Origin of the sequence: Bradyrhizobium cytisi (assembly GCF_008123515.1) — a bacterium.
GTDB lineage: Bacteria > Pseudomonadota > Alphaproteobacteria > Rhizobiales > Xanthobacteraceae > Bradyrhizobium > Bradyrhizobium cytisi.
On the sequence record NZ_VSSR01000084.1, the window covers coordinates 1 to 16844 of the forward strand.

The 16844-nt window shown below is 59.2% G+C and carries 11 protein-coding genes and 3 pseudogenes; 10 read left to right on the forward strand and 4 right to left on the reverse strand.

Going from position 1 to position 16844, the window contains the following annotated elements:
- Positions 1–65 precede the first annotated feature (65 nt).
- The 3 genes and pseudogenes from FXB38_RS45190 (at position 66) to FXB38_RS38525 (ending at position 2166) form a co-directional block, all read left to right on the forward strand.
- The gene (locus FXB38_RS45190) at positions 66–842 is read left to right on the forward strand and encodes a reverse transcriptase domain-containing protein (RefSeq protein ID WP_430640212.1); all 777 of its coding nucleotides are present in this window, start codon (positions 66–68) and stop codon (positions 840–842) included.
- Positions 820–1781 (forward strand): annotated as a pseudogene (gene tnpC, locus FXB38_RS38520) (IS66 family transposase); the annotation flags it as partial. The gene FXB38_RS45190 and the pseudogene tnpC, both read left to right, overlap by 23 nt.
- A gap of 145 nt (positions 1782–1926) precedes the next feature.
- Entirely contained in the window at positions 1927–2166 is a 240-nt protein-coding gene (locus FXB38_RS38525) for a hypothetical protein (RefSeq protein WP_148756141.1), read from the forward strand.
- Between the two features lie 172 nt (positions 2167–2338).
- Here FXB38_RS38525 and FXB38_RS38530 read toward each other — a convergent pair whose 3' ends face one another.
- The 3 genes from FXB38_RS38530 to FXB38_RS38540 all read right to left on the reverse strand — a co-directional run bounded on the left by FXB38_RS38530 (position 2339) and on the right by FXB38_RS38540 (position 5709).
- Positions 2339–3511: an acyl-CoA dehydrogenase family protein gene (locus FXB38_RS38530; RefSeq protein WP_148756142.1), complete on the reverse strand. Its 1173-nt coding sequence runs from the start codon at positions 3509–3511 to the stop codon at positions 2339–2341.
- Between the two features lie 242 nt (positions 3512–3753).
- Positions 3754–4284 carry a hypothetical protein gene (locus FXB38_RS38535; protein ID WP_148756143.1) on the reverse strand — a complete coding sequence of 177 codons (531 nt, stop codon included), beginning with the start codon at positions 4282–4284 and terminating at the stop codon, positions 3754–3756.
- Positions 4285–4683: 399 nt separating this feature from the next.
- On the reverse strand, positions 4684–5709 hold the full coding sequence (locus FXB38_RS38540; RefSeq protein ID WP_148756144.1) for an NAD(P)H-dependent flavin oxidoreductase: 1026 nt from the start codon (positions 5707–5709) through the stop codon (positions 4684–4686).
- 594 nt (positions 5710–6303) lie between these two features.
- Between FXB38_RS38540 and FXB38_RS38545 the strand changes: the two are divergent.
- The 3 genes and pseudogenes from FXB38_RS38545 to FXB38_RS38555 all read left to right on the forward strand — a co-directional run.
- Positions 6304–6836: pseudogene (locus FXB38_RS38545) on the forward strand (IS21 family transposase); the annotation flags it as partial.
- A pseudogene (locus FXB38_RS45195) lies at positions 6833–7191 on the forward strand (P-loop NTPase family protein); the annotation flags it as partial. The pseudogenes FXB38_RS38545 and FXB38_RS45195, both read left to right, overlap by 4 nt.
- 615 nt (positions 7192–7806) lie before the next feature.
- Entirely contained in the window at positions 7807–8910 is a 1104-nt protein-coding gene (locus tag FXB38_RS38555; protein ID WP_246230458.1) for a 3-hydroxyacyl-CoA dehydrogenase NAD-binding domain-containing protein, read from the forward strand.
- Positions 8911–9644: 734 nt separating this feature from the next.
- Here FXB38_RS38555 and FXB38_RS38565 read toward each other — a convergent pair.
- Positions 9645–10046, reverse strand: a complete 402-nt coding sequence (locus FXB38_RS38565) for a transposase (RefSeq protein WP_148756147.1) — start codon at positions 10044–10046, stop codon at positions 9645–9647.
- A 638-nt stretch (positions 10047–10684) separates the two neighbouring features.
- Here FXB38_RS38565 and FXB38_RS38570 point away from each other — a divergent pair.
- From FXB38_RS38570 to FXB38_RS38585, 4 genes are all read left to right on the forward strand, one after another.
- Entirely contained in the window at positions 10685–12019 is a 1335-nt protein-coding gene (locus FXB38_RS38570; protein WP_148756148.1) for a condensation domain-containing protein, read from the forward strand.
- 283 nt (positions 12020–12302) lie between these two features.
- Positions 12303–13355 (forward strand): KamA family radical SAM protein, encoded by a 1053-nt coding sequence (locus tag FXB38_RS38575; RefSeq protein ID WP_148756150.1) that lies wholly within the window; start codon positions 12303–12305, stop codon positions 13353–13355.
- 1368 nt (positions 13356–14723) lie between these two features.
- A complete protein-coding gene (locus FXB38_RS38580) occupies positions 14724–15617 on the forward strand; it encodes a beta-keto acid cleavage family enzyme (RefSeq protein ID WP_148756151.1) in 894 nt (297 codons plus the stop codon).
- A 13-nt stretch (positions 15618–15630) separates the two neighbouring features.
- Complete coding sequence (locus tag FXB38_RS38585; RefSeq protein ID WP_148756149.1) at positions 15631–16680, forward strand: 3-hydroxyacyl-CoA dehydrogenase NAD-binding domain-containing protein; 1050 nt, start codon at positions 15631–15633, stop codon at positions 16678–16680.
- Positions 16681–16844 lie beyond the last annotated feature (164 nt).

Below are 16844 nucleotides of genomic sequence, written 5' to 3' on the forward strand. Positions count from 1 at the left end.
AGTCTGTCGAGTAGTCTTTCGACAATATCGACCACGAGCTTCTGCTGCGGGCCGTCCGGAAACATGTGACGTGCGCATGGGCGCTGCTCTACATTGAAAGATGGCTGACAGCGTCGATGCTGCAAGAGGATGGAACGATAATCGAGCGAAGCCGCGGTACCCCACAAGGGGGCGTGGTGAGCCCGATCCTCGCCAACCTCTTCATGCATTATGCATTTGATCTCTGGATGGCACGGATGTTCCCCGATCTCAGGTGGTGTCGGTATGCAGATGACGGGTTGGTACATTGTCGGAATGAGATGGAGGCGCAAAGCGTTCGCGAAGCGCTCCAGGCTCGACTGGCGGAGTGCCGCCTGGAATTGCATCCTACGAAGACGAGGATCGTCTACTGCAAGGATGATCGACGCCGAGGTAAAAGCGAGACGGTCATGTTTGACTTTCTCGGTTATTGCTTCCGGCCACGATCGGTCCTGGGGCCGCACTCGCAGAACATGTTCTGTGGGTTCACCCCAGCGGTCAGCAAACCAGCGCTGAACGCCATGCGGGCGACGGTCCGAGGCTTGACACTTCGCAGGCGAACCGAGGTGACGCTGGACGATATTGCTCGCGAGCTAAACCCGATGGTTAGGGGGTGGATCGCTTATTATGGGCGATACACGCGCTCAGCGCTTTATCCTTTGGCACGCTACATCAACCAGACGTTAGCTATTTGGCTGAAGCGAAAGTACAAGCGCTTCCATCACCGTTTAGGACGCGCGCGTCTCTTTCTGGAGAAGATTGCGCGTGAGAACCGCAGGCTCTTTGTGCACTGGCAGCTCGGCGACGGCGGCAAGCTTGCCTGATGGGAGCCGGGTAAGGCGAGAGTCTCACGCCCGGTTCTGCGAGAGGCTGGAGGTGAAATCCCTCCGGCCTACTCACCCCACCATCCGCATCCTGGCGAAGGGCAAGTGCAAGACCGGGCGGATCTGGACATATGTGCGGGATGACCGGCCCTTCGCCGGGCCAGCGCCACCGGCGGCGGTCTATTACGCCTCGAGCGACCGTCGAGGCGAGCATCCACAGAAGCATCTGGCCGCCTTCGCCGGTATCCTGCAAGCTGATTGCTACAACGGCTTCGAGCCGTTGTTCGATCCGCAGAAGAAGGTGCTGCCGATTACGCCGGCGTTTTGCTTCGCCCATGCGCGGCGGGGCTTCTTCGAGCTGGCCGACATCGAGAAGAACGCTGGGGAAGGCCACAGGGGCAAACCGGTCTCCCCGATCGCGTTGGAGGCGGTCAGACGCCTCGATGCGGTGTTCGAGATCGGGCGCGCCATTAACGGCTGCGGCGCCGACGAGCGGCGCGCCATGCGCCAGGAAAAGAGCAAGCCGCTGCTCGACGACATGCACGGCTGGCTGCTCCTCGAGCGCGAAACCCTCTCGCGCTCCTCCGAGGTCCTGAAGCCTACGAATTACATGCTCAGGCGCTGGGCCGACTTCGCCCGCTTCCTCGACGATGGCAGGATCTGCTTGGCCAACAATTGTGCTGAGCGCGCATTGAGAGGCATCGCCTTGGGAGGCGCAACTGGACCTTCGCCGGCAGCCAGCGCGGCGCCGAACGCGCCGCCATCATGCTGACGATGATCACCACCTGTCGTCTTAACGATGTCGATCCCAAGACCTGGCTCGCCGATATCGTCGCCCGTATCGCCGATCTTCCCGCTTCGCGCCTGCACGAACTGCTGCCCTGGGAATGGAAGCTCCCGCGCCAAGGCGACACGCCCGCCGATCAGCAGGCTGCCTGATCTTCACGCAACGCCTTCATAGCGCTACCCGGCCCTCACGCGCACGCGTCAATCGGGCGGCCTTCGTCGTATGCGTACCGAAGTCCCACAAGACTGATAGTCGATCTTCAGGCCAAGCCCGGCAAGATCGGCAACGAGCCCGCGTATGGTGAAGTCGCCGTCCTCAATCCGTTGCCACAGCCACACCGCCTGGTCGCCCGAAACCGCCTTTGGCTTGTGGCCGCCCATCTGGCCAGGAGCAACGCTGCCGGTCTCATCAACCCGCTTCGTTCAGGCGATCGCTGTGCTGATCGCCACTCCAAACTGGCGCGAGCGCGCGGTGGCAGCGATTGAAAGCGGAATGTCCCGCGATGAGGCCGCCAAACAATGTCAGCGGTCATCCTGATCAGGCCGATGATGAACCAACCGAATCAGAAGCCCGGAAGGCGCCGACAGGACGATGAATCGCGAAGCGAGCTAACTTCGAGCTTCGTGCCGGTGTATCGAAGTGAAAGTCCACGGTTCGCTCGGCGATGCTGAGTATGGCTCCTATCTCGCCGGCTGATTTGCCGCGCTATTTAGGCGCCGATCACGCCGAGCTTGGCGTGACCTCTGAAGAGGTTTCGCGCGATCGTGCGTCGCTGGATCTCGTCAGTGCCGTCGTAAATGCGGTACACACGTAGATTGCGGTACCACCGCTCGATCGGTAGCTCCTTGCTGTAGCCCATCGCGCCGTGGATCTGCATGACACGATCAACGACCTTGTTAGCCGCAATCGATCCGGTCAGTTTCGCGATCGAGGATGCGTGCCGCGCGTCATGTCCGTTTTCCGCTTGCCATGCCGCGAGCAGCGTCAGGTATTTCACGGCCTCGATTTCGACGTGTGAATCGGCAATCTGCCATTGGATGGCTTGGTATTCCGCGATACGGTGTCCCATGGATACGCGGTGCTTGGAGTATTCGATCGCCATATCGAGCAGGCGCTCCGATGCGCCCACGGCCATTGACGGGATCTCGTAGCGACTGGCGCCAATCCATTCCATCGCCAGCTTAAAGCCCCATCCCAGTTCGCCAAGGATGTTCCGATTTGGAACACGGACATCCTCGAAAACGAGCGATGCCGGGCTCCATTCGCCCATTGTCGGGATGGGTCGAGAGCGCCAACCCATGTTGCGGTCAACGAGGAAGCAGGTAATGCCGCCCGACGCGCCCTTGTTCGGATCGGTGACGGCGAACAGTATCACGAAGTCGGCCTCGCTTCCGCCTGAGATGAACGTCTTCTCGCCGTTGAGGATCCAGTCGTCGCCGTCGCGCACAGCCCGCGTGCGAATTGCCGTGGCGTCCGAGCCTGCGTCAGGTTCGGTAATCGCGAAGCAGCCGACTCGCTCGCCATTGATAGTCGGGAGGAGATATTCCTGCTTCTGGTCCTCCGTGCCGGAGAACAGGATGTTGTCAGCGGATCCGCCGAACCTGAACGGAACGAAAGTGCGCCCGTTTTCGATATAGACGATGGAGTTCATGATCGCTCCGAGTCCGGCGCCGCCGTACTGCTTCGGGGTGGTGATGCCCCAAAAACCGGCGCTCTTTCCTTTCAGCTGTAGGTCTCGCAGCTGCCCGGGTTCGAGACCACGACCGCATTGGCGCTCATTGCGGAGAACCTGGGCCTCAAGGGGAATGATCTCTTTGTCAATGAACGCGCGGATGGAGGTCCGGACCATATGCTGTTCGTCGCTGAGTGAAAAATCGACCATGATTTTCGTTCCTGTGGACGGATATCTAAGGTGAATGGTTGTGCCGCGACCGTATGCCACCTCCGGGCGGCGAGCCCGAGCTTGATGATCTGCAGCTTTCGAATTGCGCGTGCTCCTTGGCATGCTGAGCCGTTGCCAAACCTCAGCACGACAGCGGCTGCGCTTGTGCGGCGTCCTCGTAGCCAAAGTCGTTGCGCCGGGGATTCAATTGCGACAGCCGCGAGGTCCGATCCTTTTTCATTTCACCTCAGCGCACTAGCCCGAGCGCCGGGCACGGCATCACGCCCCCACCACATTGCTGGCGCGCTTACCTTCGACACGGGAAGGATGGCGTTCATCAACCTAACCGTGGTCTGATCTTTACCTAGCGTCTCAGGTTCGGCGTTGGATGTACCCGCGGCCATGGCGGGCTTCGTCCGCGGCTTGCTACACCTCTTGCCGATAAAGACCGACATTTGAGCTGCGCTCAGTCCTTCTGATATACCGAACGGCGGCATGATGCCCCGCCCTATCAGGTCGGTTGAGTACTCGTCCGGCATTCTCTTGGGCAGCGAGGAAACGACTGCAACCAGCACCTTGCATATCTTGAGGGCCGACTCGAATGCGCAAGCGGTCGGTAACCGCACGACGTTTGAGCAGCAGTCCGAACGCGTAAGCTCAAGCGCCAGTATGTCGAATTCGAAGGCACCCGATACAATGATTGGCATGGCCTGCAGCTTCGAGGAAGCTGGCCGATGGCACAAGGCGTCGCCGGCACCGCTCTTGGCCAGCATCTTGACCTGCTCGACGGTCAGGTACCGGGTTGACGCTGACCCAAGCGCCGTCAGCCTCACCGGGCAGGTCGGCCGCTGAATGGTAGGACTTGCAGCCAGCAACTTCGCCTCTGTTGAGCGGCACCAGCCAATTCTTGCCGGCGAAGCTCCATTTGGCTGATGCGCGACTGCAACGGCTGCCTTTTGGCCAGCACAAACAGCGTGCGAGTTCGGGCGCGAAACGCGTTCCACTTTATGCATCGATCAGCCTCTCAGGGGCGGCGCCCCGCGCGCAAAAATACCGCGCCGAATCTCCGACCCCGCCTTCCCGAACGCGCCCGACCGAGACATCGCGCCGACCGCGAAACCCCGTAGGCGTTCGAGAGATTTCGCTTCCTCGCCTGGCCGAGATCATCAGGTTCACTCGGCTCTCGACCAATTCCGCTGATTGCGAAGTGGTCGTGCTGGCCGATTGAGAGTGCAAGCAGCGCCCGTTGACACCACTTCGTATTCTCGTGTGATCTCTTTCACAAGCTCAGCAGCAGCGAGGATAGAGTGCACGCCAGAAACGGAGTGGCCGGCGCACCAAATATTGCTCCAGCGCGGCCCTCCTCCGGTAGAGGTCTTGCCGGTTTGGGTTGCTCGCGCCTCGGACACTGACTTGTCAAGTGCTGCGAGGTCGAGACCCGCCGCTAGTATTGAGCTCCGCAGCACGTTCGCTGGGAGTCCCCAAAATGTGCTCGTCAAGACAACGTCATCAAAGGTGCTATCAATTAGCATCTGACGATAGGTATCGCTTGCCATGCTTTCTAAGGTGACTACGAAGCGAGTGCCCATGCAACCGAGATCACACCCAAGCACGCGCGCTGCCGCTAGCGAAGTTCCGTCTGTGATACCGCCCGCAAGTACAATCGGACCGTCGAACATGGCGCGAACGGCGCGAACAAAAGCAAACGGATTGACCCATCCGGTATGGCCTCCTGCGCCGGCGGCGAGCAAAATCAAACCGTCCGCGCCGGCGTCGATGGCTCTTTCCGCGTGGTGCAAGGAGGCGATGTCCGCGAACACGAGACAGTCGACTTCGTGCAAGGCATCGATTGCAGCAGCGGGCGATCCCACACTAGTTATGACAATGTCCAGCTTGTGACGTACGAGACAGGCAAGATCATCCTTGAATCGTGGGTGGCGGATCATGAGAGTTGGGCAGTGCGGCGCGACAGCCTTATCCAACTGAGCGAGATCATGCTCAATCCGGCCGAGCCAATAATCAAGCTCCTCAACGGATCGGGCGTTGGCTGTCGGAAACGCGCCGATGGCTCCCGCCCGGCAGACGGTAGTCACAAGGTCCACCCCAGAGACATTGGCCATGGGCGCGACGATCAGGGGTACCGCCAGTCGGGAAGAGAGAGCACCCGGCAGTCTGTTACTCTCGAACAATGCAGTCACGGCATTTAGTTCCTTAGTCTTAAACGCGTTCGCAGCAAATGTCTTTTGGATTCGTAAGGTTTCCCGAGTATGCGCATTCGGCATTTGCGGCGCCTGCGAAGTATAGGCACTGTTCGCCCGTCATCGAATCAGTCACAAGCTTTTGGCGCGAGCCTGCGGGCGTCGATCGCCAGTTAGCCCAAGTCGACGAGCTTGAACGTTTTTCATCGCCGGTTACAAGAACGGATCGTCGGTTTGCATCGCGAATTCCTCAAAGTCATCCTTGATCAACGACGCGGCAATCCGTGACATGCTTACGGGATTAATTCCATCACTAACGTTGGTAGTTGACGGGAGCGTATATTGTAAGCCAATCACCGACCGCCCCGGGGTCGGTTGAGCTTGAGCGACGATCGGAACACTGCTTGGTACCGCCTTATGCGCTGCTGGTGGCCCCAGGCTCGCCCTCGGATTAGGAACAGCTGGCCCAGTTCGTGGGTTTGGCGCAGCCGCCCATGCGTCGTTCAGTACCTCGATGGCCGGAGGAGAGCGTCGGATCCGCCTACTAAGGCTTTGAACATGCCAACCGCGCGATGGCCGATGCGCTGCTGTTGCGCCGCGGGTGGCTTCACCTTGCGCAAGGTGTTCGTCGCATTTGATCAGGCACCCACTGGGGGGCGCCTACGCCGATCGTCTCGACGTGTTCTTCGGCGGCAGCCATTCTAGCAACCCCGCCGCTTGGACGGCCGCATCCCAACAGTAAGCACGACCAGGTCGTCGATTATCGGCACGTGATCCATATCTTTGCGGCGCAAGCCAATTGCGCTGCTCAATCTCGTCTACCGTGATCGGCTGTTCCCGCGCGACGCCTAGCCGAAACTTCGATTGCTTGCGCGAACCGCTGCCGGACAGGAAAGCCTGCCGGGTCATGCTCGGTCTGCTCGCACTAGCCCATGAGCGCGGCTGCGAGGCCGAACTAGCGATGAGCTCGCGACCGAGCTTGTGCTGGCCGACGCCCCGAGCTCAACCGGCTGCTTGGTTAGTTCGCTCCCGATTTGGCGCGCGTGGCGCAAGTCGTGGTGCAGTTCGCACCGCTCGCCACCTATGAGTGCCTCATCGGTGTCGGCCAGATCGGAGGTGCCGCATGAGCACGAACAACACCGTTGAAACCGCGCGGCTCAATCTGTCTCTCAACGAATTGCGGCTGCCAGCCGTTAAGGTGCCGTGCCAGCGATTTGCCGAGTAGTCCGATACGGAGGCTGGCCCGCGGCCGGCTTCCTCGCTAACCTTGCCGAGCACGAGATCGCCGAACGCGGCCGCCGCCGCGTCCAACGCCATCTCGTCGAGGCGCGGCTGCCCCGTGGAAAGACCTTTCGACAAGTTCGGGTTCGAGGCTGTGTCGATGATCTCCATAGCGCAGGTGACCGCGTTCTCCGCTGACGATGGTTGGCTGGGCAAGAGCGCCATCTGCTCCTATACGGACAGCCCCGGGGTGGCAAGAGCGTACGATTGGGCCGCGGATTCGGCTCCATTGCTTGCCACTTAAAACTCTCCCGCATTCACCACTATCTTCCAAAGCAGCTTTAAAGCACGCTTGGATTGGAGGGTCCGAAAGCGAAACAAGCTATTATCCGCTTCGCTCGTGCAACTACCCAATCGAATAGGCTAGACGACTGGGTGGAGAACGCCCACTGATGTTCGAGAGCGTCAGCTGTGTGGCCGCTATAGGGCTGGGGGTCCAAGCAGCGTTCAACCTCGGCATGGGCCGGCGACTCCAACTGATGAAGCGATTTGCCGCACCTAACTCCTCAGCGCGATTCCAAAGAGCGAGCTGCGAGCTACACGTGTTCTCTCTCGTCTCGTGCACGGATTCGCGTGCGGCACGCGGATTGCTAGAAATGAGGAGCCGGGGCCATGCGATGCCCCAGGTGTTCCCATGAGACCCAATCGATCGGTACCTGGATGTGCTGAGTCCGCGCTCGCTAGCCCAAAGCAGTAAACTCATGAGGTAAAACTTACATCCGATCTGATCAAGACTTCAGGGAACGGAAACAGTGAGAACGCTCTCTGACCGTCAATTGCCTGTGCGATTGCGGGACGAATGCGGTGGAGGATGAGGTGCGCAAGAAGCCCGCACCAAACGGAATATGTGTGAGGAGGCAAAGTCTGGTGTCTGAGAAAACAATACTAACGTCTGACAAGCGGCCGCGAGCGGTCGGGCTGTTGGGAGGCGGGATCATTGGCGGCGGGTGGGCCGCACGATTCATCCTCAACGGAGTCGACGTGCGCCTGTATGGTCCTTCTAATGCTGCGATCGAACGCGTGCAGAAGGTGCTACGCAGCGCGCGGCGGGTGTATCGGCAGCTGACGCAGGTCTCTTTGCCGGTCGAGGGGACTCTCGCACCGGTAAGCTCGGTCGCGGACGCCGTTTACGGAGTGGAGCTCGTTCAGGAGTCTGCTCCGGAGAAACTGGAGCTAAAGCAGCAGCTACTGGCGGCCGCCAGTGAAGCAGCGGCACCTGGTGTCCTAATATGCTCGTCAACCTCAGGGCTACGGCCGTCCTTACTCGCGGCGGGAGTGAGATACCCCGAACGACTGCTTGTCGCGCACCCCTTCACCCCTGTGCATCTGCTTCCGCTCGTTGAACTTTGCGGGGGAGCGAGCACCACGCCCGATTCGCTGGAGCGCGCCGCGGAGATCTTCCGAGCTGTCGGAATGCACCCGCTCGTGGTGCGCAAAGAGGTGAATGGGTTCATCGTGAACCGGCTCCAAGAGGCGCTGTGGCGCGAAGCGCTATGGTTAGTGCACGACGATGTGGCCACCACACAAGAGATCGATGACGCAATCCGCTATTCATTCGGACTACGTCGCGCCGTCTTGGGCCCCTTCAGCGTCGGCGGGGGCGCGACCGGCATGCGCGAGTTGATGGACAAATGGCAACCCGAACTGAGATCAGCGTGGACGAAGTTCACCGACGTGCCAGAGCACAATGATGCCTTCCTGTGCAAACTCGCCGAACAGTCAGATGCGCGGACGGACAATTGGACGGTAGCTGAGTTTGAAGATAGGAGAAACGACGCGCTTGTGGCCGTGCTACGGGCGCTGCGAACACAGGGCTGCGGCGCGGGTGAGACGATCGCTTACTGGGAACAGAGGTTGCGCGACCGCGTTCCGCAGCTCGACGGTGGTTCCGACGAGGCTTGCCCAATAACCTCAATCTGAGTGCATGTCGAGGAGCTCACAACCCGTTAGGTAAAAACGCAGCAGAGGTATCGCCAGACTCATGTGTAAGAGAGCGCCTCTGGGCACGTCGGGTTAGCGGCGTGCGCCCACGAATTAACTCCGCTGATTCCGCAAACCCTCGCCAAAACGACAGCAAGCTGGCTCATCTTGCGCCCGAACGATTCTGCGCCTCGTAGCGTAGAGCATTTGCGAAATCTCGGAGTGAAGGCGAAGAACGGAATGTATTCGTATGCCCGGTGCTAGACGCCCTGATGGCGGAACAGCGCCGGCCCCACTCGGCTTTGAAATCTCGAGCCTGAGCAGAGCGAGCTCGGCAGTCCGAACCTCGTAGAACGCCTTTGATCTCGGGCTGGACCCACTTCCGATGCTTTCGGGATACAGGCCGTTGCGGGTCAAATGCACGACAGGCTTAACCATCGTTTTGTCTGTTGATCGAGTCGGGAAGCGCTTCAAGCCGTTGACCGCTGCGAGCAGGATGGGCCGCCTTTGCTCAGACCACTCATAAGCTTGAGCCGGAATTTGGCGCCTCCGATCGACTCGATTCACAGCCGGAGCACATGCTTTCCCAACATGAGGAGGACCTCCTCGTTCTTGATCCCCGTCTCCCGCATTGTAGCCCTGAGCGCGTCGAAGAAGACCAACGGATAAATCGATTCCAGATGTCGGTTTTGCATTTGCGGGCGTCATTGAAGATCGCATGGCTGATTTGCCGATCAGATAGGTGGAATTCGTGGTGCCCTAGAGCTCAGCCGGCCAGAAGCCCGGATATGCCGCCGTTCATGTCCAGCCCATGCAACACTGATGATGTTTTCGTCGAGCGTGTTGAAGCGGGTCTGGCCCTTGGCAACGATCATCGGTTCGGAGGTGCCGGCACGGCCGCGCGGCACGCCGATTCGGATCTCGCCCTCGTCTGTCAACAATGCTTTGGTGCTCGTGCGGTCGCGGCTGTTCCCCGACTCACGGCCGTCCGGGCAGCCCGTTCTAGATGCGGGCGTGAGCCCTACGTCCATTGCGCGCTCTAGAAACGCCTTCTTCAGCTGTCTGAAAAGATCGCCTTCACCGGCCAGCTCTTCCCGCCTGATCCGATAACTGCTTGATCGTTTTAGGGACAGCAGCTTGACGGCACCACGGTCTGGTCACGTCCTGCAGCAGTCAGTCTACGCCTTGACCACAAAAGCGCTGACGTCTGCGCCGGATGGTCAACACACTATTGCCAACCGCCGCAGCCTCCGCCGTCAAGTCCACCGCTGGCCAGCAGCACGATCGCTGCGCTCCAAACCACCTTCCGCGGCCTCTTTCGGTGGTCAAAGTAGCCGATCAAATGGTTCGTTATCGACCGCGCTGAAAGCAATCTGGTCGATCTTCGGCGTAGCCTCGCAGGGCGCGCTGATTGTGAAGCGTCTATCAGCCGTGGAAAGCTGGTTTATCAGCAGGTCGAAAAACGCTCACGCCCTTGATCGCAAAGCTGGTTTGCGAAGCGAATCGCGCGGCGAGAATTGTTGGAGAACCATGACCGCTGGATACAGCGGGCGGAAGCGCGTGCCGGCACCAAAGCCAGGCGGACGAGCGGGCACTGTCCAGTTCAACACATCTAAGTTCCGAATCCGACAGACTAGGGCACAGGAGTGCGTCGACGCGGCGCTGGATTTGTCCGCTTTAACGCAGGTCAGTCCTCGTCTTTCTTGGCACGCCGATTGCTGAGACCCGCTGAAAGTCCGTTACCAGTGTCAATCTCAACGGCCAAGAGGTTCACATGAAAGTATTCGGGGTGATCCAAATCGACGCGGCCGCCGATACGCAGTCAGCTGCGCTTCCGCGAATTTCGGCTATACCGCGTCCGGCGAGCGTGCCGTTGTCGCTGCGTCAGCAGCAACTTTGGTTTGTCTCGCGTCTGAAGGGCGGTAGCGAAGATTGTCACGTGCATACCATGCTTCGGCTTCGCGGCCAGCTGGATGAGGCTGTACTGCAGTCGGCTCTCGATGGATTGGTGGCACGCCACGAGGTGCTGCGCACAACCTTCGGCGCGCAGGACGGCGAGCCATTTCAGAAGATCGGTCCGGCGCATACCGGACTTCGCTTGAGACGGGATCATCTGGCGGGGGCGGCAGATCTGGAGGCGGCGCTCTCCGAGCTCGTGAGCCGCGAGGTGGAGGTGCCATTCGATCTGGAACTTAGTCCGCTGATCCGCGCGCGGCTTGTGCGCTTGGCGGTGGACGACCATGCGCTCGTCATTACGCACCAGATGGTCTCGGATACTTGGTCGAGGAATATCCTCACGCGGGATCTCTGCGAGCTTTATAATGCGTTTCGGGAAAATTGCGCTGACCGATTTAAGGTATTGCCGGTGCAGTATGCGGACTATGCGCTTTGGCGGCACCGTTGGGTCTCGGGCCAGGTGTTGCAGCGTCAGTCGGAATGCTGGCGTCGGATACTGGTGGGCGCACCAGCAGTGCTGGAGCTGCCCACGGGCCGGCCGCGTTCATCCCGGCCGGACCACTACGGCGGCGACGTCGAGTTTACGCGACACCCGGTTCTTACAGACCAAATCAAAGCGCTGAGCCGAAATCTTGGCACAAGCTTATTCGTGATGCTGCTGTCAGCCTGGGTGCTGGTACTAGCGAGGCTGTCGGGTCGCGATGAGCTGGTGATCGGCACGCCGGGTGCGAACCGGGCGTACTGCGAAATCGAGGGGCTGATCGGCCTATTTGTGAATCCTTTGGCGCTGCGCATCGATTTGTCGGGTGATCCAACGCTGGAGATTTTGGTGGAGCGCGTGCAGGCCGCCGCGATGGGGGCCAAGGCGCACCAAGATCTACCTTTCGAACAGGTGCTGAAGCTCGTCAATTCGTCGCGCACCTTGGCTCACAGCCCTATCTTCCGGGGAGCGTTTGCATGTGAAAACAATGTTATCGAGCCGGCGGAGCTAGGTGGCCTGAAACTCGAATGCGTGAACCCTTGCGTCCGCTTCGCGCAACATGATCTTGCGCTTACGTTAATGAGGTCCAACGCCGAGTTTCGCGGTCGGCTATTTTACGCGACGGCACTGTTGGAGAGGAGCACGATCGAGCGATTTGCGGATGTTTTCTAGCAGGCGGTGAGCCAGATGACCGAGGCTCTCGGACGCGGGGTTTGGTCGTCGGAGATGTCTAAATATTTGGAAGGAGTGGAATGTGAGCGAAGCCGATCCGCACGATCCATGTATCCAGGAGCTGATTGGCACACAGCGCACCGCGGAGGCAATCATGATTGACGACAAGGACCAAAATTCAACCAAGACCGATCTGAACGCGCGGGTGAACTCGCCGGCAGCTTCCATTCGCCGATCTGGATCATTGCCCGCAAAACTGGAGTCACGCTGCCACACTAAGATCATGAAGTTCATGGAGGGGACGCGCGTCCTAGGTACACATGAGTTGCAAGCCAGCAGCATCACGCGCTATCAGGTCACAAAGTTCTATCGCGAACGCATTACCAATAGCCGTTACTACGAGCAGCTTAAGCATATTGTGGAACCTTCAGCAAAGGAGTGTGAGAGCCCTGGCAGTTTGGACACGAGCGGCGAGCACGACAATACGGTCACCCCTGGACTACAGCACAAGTACGCGCAGACCGGCCTGTTGCTAGTAACGGACCGTTGCGCGTCATATTGTCGTTTTTGTTTCCGCAAACGCATTGTAGGCAAAAATTCCGACGAAATCGCACCTAATTTCTCCCTGATTGCGCAGTACATCGGCGCTCACCCTGAGATGACTAACGTCCTGTTATCGGGAGGCGACCCATTCGTGCTCAGCAGTGCCAAGCTCGACAGAATACTCGATCATCTGCTGCCGATCGCGCACTTGGAGACAATTCGATTCGGCACAAAAATGTTCGCTTTTGCGCCCAAGCGGTTCGAAGATCGCGCTCTGCCGGATTTGTTCCGAAGGATACATAAATCCGGTAAGACCGCAGCAATAGTTACACATTTTGATCACATCGGTGAAATCTCGGTTGATGCCGAGTGGCGGGTTCGCTCTTTGCGCGAACTGGGCGTGCAGTTCTTCAACCAGTCCGTGCTTCTCGCGAAAGTCAATGACGATGCCGAGATCCTGGCGGCGACCTTCGCCAAATGTCACCAAATGGGTATCCGCCCATATTACCTCTTTCAGGCTAGGCCTGTAAAAGGTGCATCGCATTTTCAAGTGCCTCTCCGTCGTGGGCTTGAAATTGCGCGCAGCGTCAATCAACGTCTCAGTGGGATTCAAAAGACATTCAAATACATCATGTCTCACTACACCGGAAAGATCGAGATCCTTGACTTGGGAACAGATGGTCGCCTGTATATGCGGTACCACCAAAACAAGACTTCCGAAAAGATAGGAAGGATCTTTTCTCGGCAGCACGTCGACGCTGCTTGCTGGTTGGACGACTTGCCCGAAGAGTGAGATCGAACCGCGCACTGCAATCTCAGACTGTGTAAAAGACGGAGTTTTGCCCCTCCACCCCAGCGCACGTTAGTCGGAGACACTCCGCGCGCCGCTCTGGTTTGGAATCCTTTTCGCTTGCGCGATGTAATAGAATCGGCGCTTGACGTACACGCTCTGGCTGTCCGACCCGAGTGCATTACTCTGGTCGGGCGAAGTCGTGTTGCTCGTCCATTTCGCGGATATGGAATGCCGGTTGGAGCGGACCTCGGCGTTGCGAGCCCGCCGAGGGGCTCCGATTAGCGAGATCTGAGAGTAAGACCTCGATCAAGCGGTGGGTGGCGTGGACTCCAACGAATCCGTTTCAGCCACAATCTAATCCAAAGGCTGTTTTGAAGAGGCGATCTTGGCTGTGATGGATAGGTTCGTATCCAGCGACGCGGCGTGGCAGCGCGGACGGCACCTCTGATGAGAGCCCGGCCTGACGCCGCGAGAACCGATGTCTCGAAGGTGTGCTGTCGATCGTGCGCACGAGCGTCCCTGGGAGGATATTCCGGAGAGTTTTAGGGAGCCGAACATCGTATTTCGGCGAAAGATGCAATATCAAGGTTGTTCGATGGCGATATTGAGGGACCTCCGACCATCCGGATCTCGGATATCTGATTGTTCTTTCCACCATCATTGAGCCCACCAGTATGCTGGCCAGGGTAAGAGAGAATAGAAGTAGACCAGGTCGCGTAATGTGTAGATCTGGCGGTCGTGAGGGAGGCGCCCGGCGCAGTCGACTTGTGGATGACCGCTGCCGCGCCCGCATTCATTGAGGTTGGCGCGCGGCCAGAGCTGTAGTTCCCAATCGCCTACACTTTGCTGCATTTTCGTGAATGCGACGCTTGAGAGAGCCGGCATGCTCGGTCAGCCGGACGCAAAAGATTGAATCACAATCGGGTAAAGGACGATGGATTGATATTCGCGAGCATCGGCTGCCGATCGTCAACAGTTGAAGCTCGGGGAACAAGGTGGCGACCGTCTCACATGAGCCTATGTGTCATGCCGATCGTGTCCGGTTGCCTCCGGCGAAGTCGGAAGTCTGACAAGTCGCTTGGTGAGTCCAGGAGCAAGCCGCCAGAACGTGTCCTCCTCTCTCTCTTCTGACAAGTTGCGCAAGCAATTCCGAGAGCGGCATGCCGATTGCTACGATGAAGACACCGAAGCGAATGCGTTTCGAAGAGAGGGTGTCGCAGGAGTTCCACGAGAGCGGCTCGATGAATTATAGGCCATGCGTTGTCGTGCCCCGGAATCGAAATGAGTGAACATGATGAGACCAAAGTTATTGCCGACCTGGTCCGGCTTCGGACGGGTCGAGCTTTCGGTAGAAAGGAAAGTGATAATATGATTTCTGAGGTATTCATTACGTGTGCCGTTACAGGTAGTGCAGGCACCCTACGTAGTCCACTCGTGCCAATAACTCCTGAGGAGATAGCCAGTTCTGCTATCAAGGCGGCGCGCGCTGGGGCAGCTATGGTGCACATTCACGTGCGCGATCCGGAAACCAAACGGGGGTCGCGCGATATAGCACTGTATCGTGAAGTCGTCGAGCGCATCCGTAACTCAGACGTTAATCCGGTTATCAATCTAACTTCAGGAATGGGCGGCGACCTCGTGCTTGGTGGGGCAAATGCTCCCCTTCCGCCTAATCCTACGGGAACGGATATGGTGGGCGCGCTCGAGCGACTCGTGCACGTCGAGGAGCTGCATCCCGAGATTTGTACGCTGGACTGCGGGACAATGAACTGGGGCGCCGATAGTAATTACGTCTTTGTCAACAGCGCGGCGACGCTGCGCGCGATGGCTGCGCGCGTGAAGGAGCTCGGTGTTCGCGCCGAGCTCGAGGTCTTTGATGCTGGCCAGCTGGTCATGGTGAACGATCTCATCGGGCAGGGGCTTATCGACGATCCGCCGCTAATCCAGTTGTGCATGGGGATTCGCTACGGCGCGCCCGACGATCTGACCACGCTGATGGCGCTCGTGCATCGGCTACCACCTCGCGCCATCTTCTCAGCGTTCTCCATCGGGCGGATGCAGCTCCCGTACGTGGCGCTGGCGCCACTGGTGGGCGCGAACGTGCGGGTGGGACTGGAGGATAATGTGTACCTTTCCCGTGGGCGTTTGGCGACGAACGCTGATCTTGTGCAGAGAGCTGTCGAGATACTCGAGCGAATCGATGTCCGCGTGATGAGCCCAGACGAGGTGCGAACGAAGCTCGCGCTCGCAGTTCCTGCCTGAGAGGACCAGAAGCATGTCTGGGAAGCTACCGCGCGCTGTCGGACTACTTGGGGGTGGAGTGATCGGCGGCGGCTGGGCCGCGCGATTTCTCCTAAATGGGGTTGATGTGCGACTGTATGGCCCGTCGGCTATCGCGGTCGAGCGAGTGCAGAAGATGTTGTGTGCCGCGCGGCGGGCATATCGACAGCTGACGCAAGTCACCCTGCCGGCCGAGGGGGCGCTCACAGTTGTGCACTCGGTCGCGGACGCTGTGCACGGCGTTGACCTTGTGCAAGAATCGGCACCGGAGCGGCTCGATCTAAAGCGCGAGCTGCTTGCGACCGCCAGCAGGGCGGCGGCATCTGAGATCCTGATCTGCTCCTCGACGTCCTCAATTCGGCCCTCGTTGCTCCAGGACGGCGCGAATCATCCCGAGCGCCTCCTCGTCGCGCATCCGTTCAACCCCGTATATCTGCTGCCGCTTGTTGAGCTGTGTGCCGGACGGCATACCGCACCCGAGGCTCTAGCGCGAGCAGCTGAGATCTATCGAGCAATCGGAATGCATCCTCTTGTGGTACGCAATGAGGTCGATGGGTTCATTGCGAACCGGCTGCAGGAGGCGCTGTGGCGCGAGGCGCTATGGCTTGTGCATGACGATCTGGCTACCGTCCAGGAGGTCGATGATGCGGTCTGCTATTCCTTTGGGCTCCGCCGACCGATCATGGGTCCTCTTCTGACCTACCGCATGGCCTGCGGCGGGACGGGCATGCGCGAAGCCATGGAGCGACTTGGACCGTACCTGAAGTGGCCACTCTCAAGGCTCACTGACGTGCCCAAGCTGACCGACGCCTTCCTGGACAAACTCGCCGGACAGGCGGACGCACAGGCGAAGGCAAGCAAGTTCACTGAGCAAACACGCGACGACTGCCTCGTTGCGTTGCTGCAGGGGCTACGGTCACAGCGTCACGGAGCAGGCGAAGCGGTCGCGAGCTGGGAGCAGCGGCTGCGCGACAACGCTCTACAGCTCGCGGCAGGCGATTCAAACCCGCTTCGGTCTCCCACACTGCAGATGCCGTCCGATTGATTGAACTATAACATCTCTCAACACCGACATATCTAGCGATCGATGCGATAAATGCTCTGCTTGCATCAGCATCGGCCACGACTATCCTCTCAAGCTGTGGCGGTTAGATCGAGATGTGCCTGCACAAGCTCCGTGAGCTGTACGCTGCGGCGCGACAATCAAGA

Excerpts from the sequence above, each read along its gene's own strand:
- FXB38_RS38525 (WP_148756141.1), top strand. The coding sequence starts at position 1,927 with ATGGTGAAGTCGCCGTCCTCAATCCGTTGCCACAGCCACACCGCCTGG.
- FXB38_RS38530 (WP_148756142.1), bottom strand. The coding sequence starts at position 3,511 with ATGGTCGATTTTTCACTCAGCGACGAACAGCATATGGTCCGGACCTCC.
- FXB38_RS38535 (WP_148756143.1), bottom strand. The coding sequence starts at position 4,284 with ATGCTGGCCAAGAGCGGTGCCGGCGACGCCTTGTGCCATCGGCCAGCT.
- FXB38_RS38570 (WP_148756148.1), top strand. The coding sequence starts at position 10,685 with ATGAAAGTATTCGGGGTGATCCAAATCGACGCGGCCGCCGATACGCAG.
- FXB38_RS38575 (WP_148756150.1), top strand. The coding sequence starts at position 12,303 with ATGAAGTTCATGGAGGGGACGCGCGTCCTAGGTACACATGAGTTGCAA.
- FXB38_RS38580 (WP_148756151.1), top strand. The coding sequence starts at position 14,724 with ATGATTTCTGAGGTATTCATTACGTGTGCCGTTACAGGTAGTGCAGGC.
- FXB38_RS38585 (WP_148756149.1), top strand. The coding sequence starts at position 15,631 with ATGTCTGGGAAGCTACCGCGCGCTGTCGGACTACTTGGGGGTGGAGTG.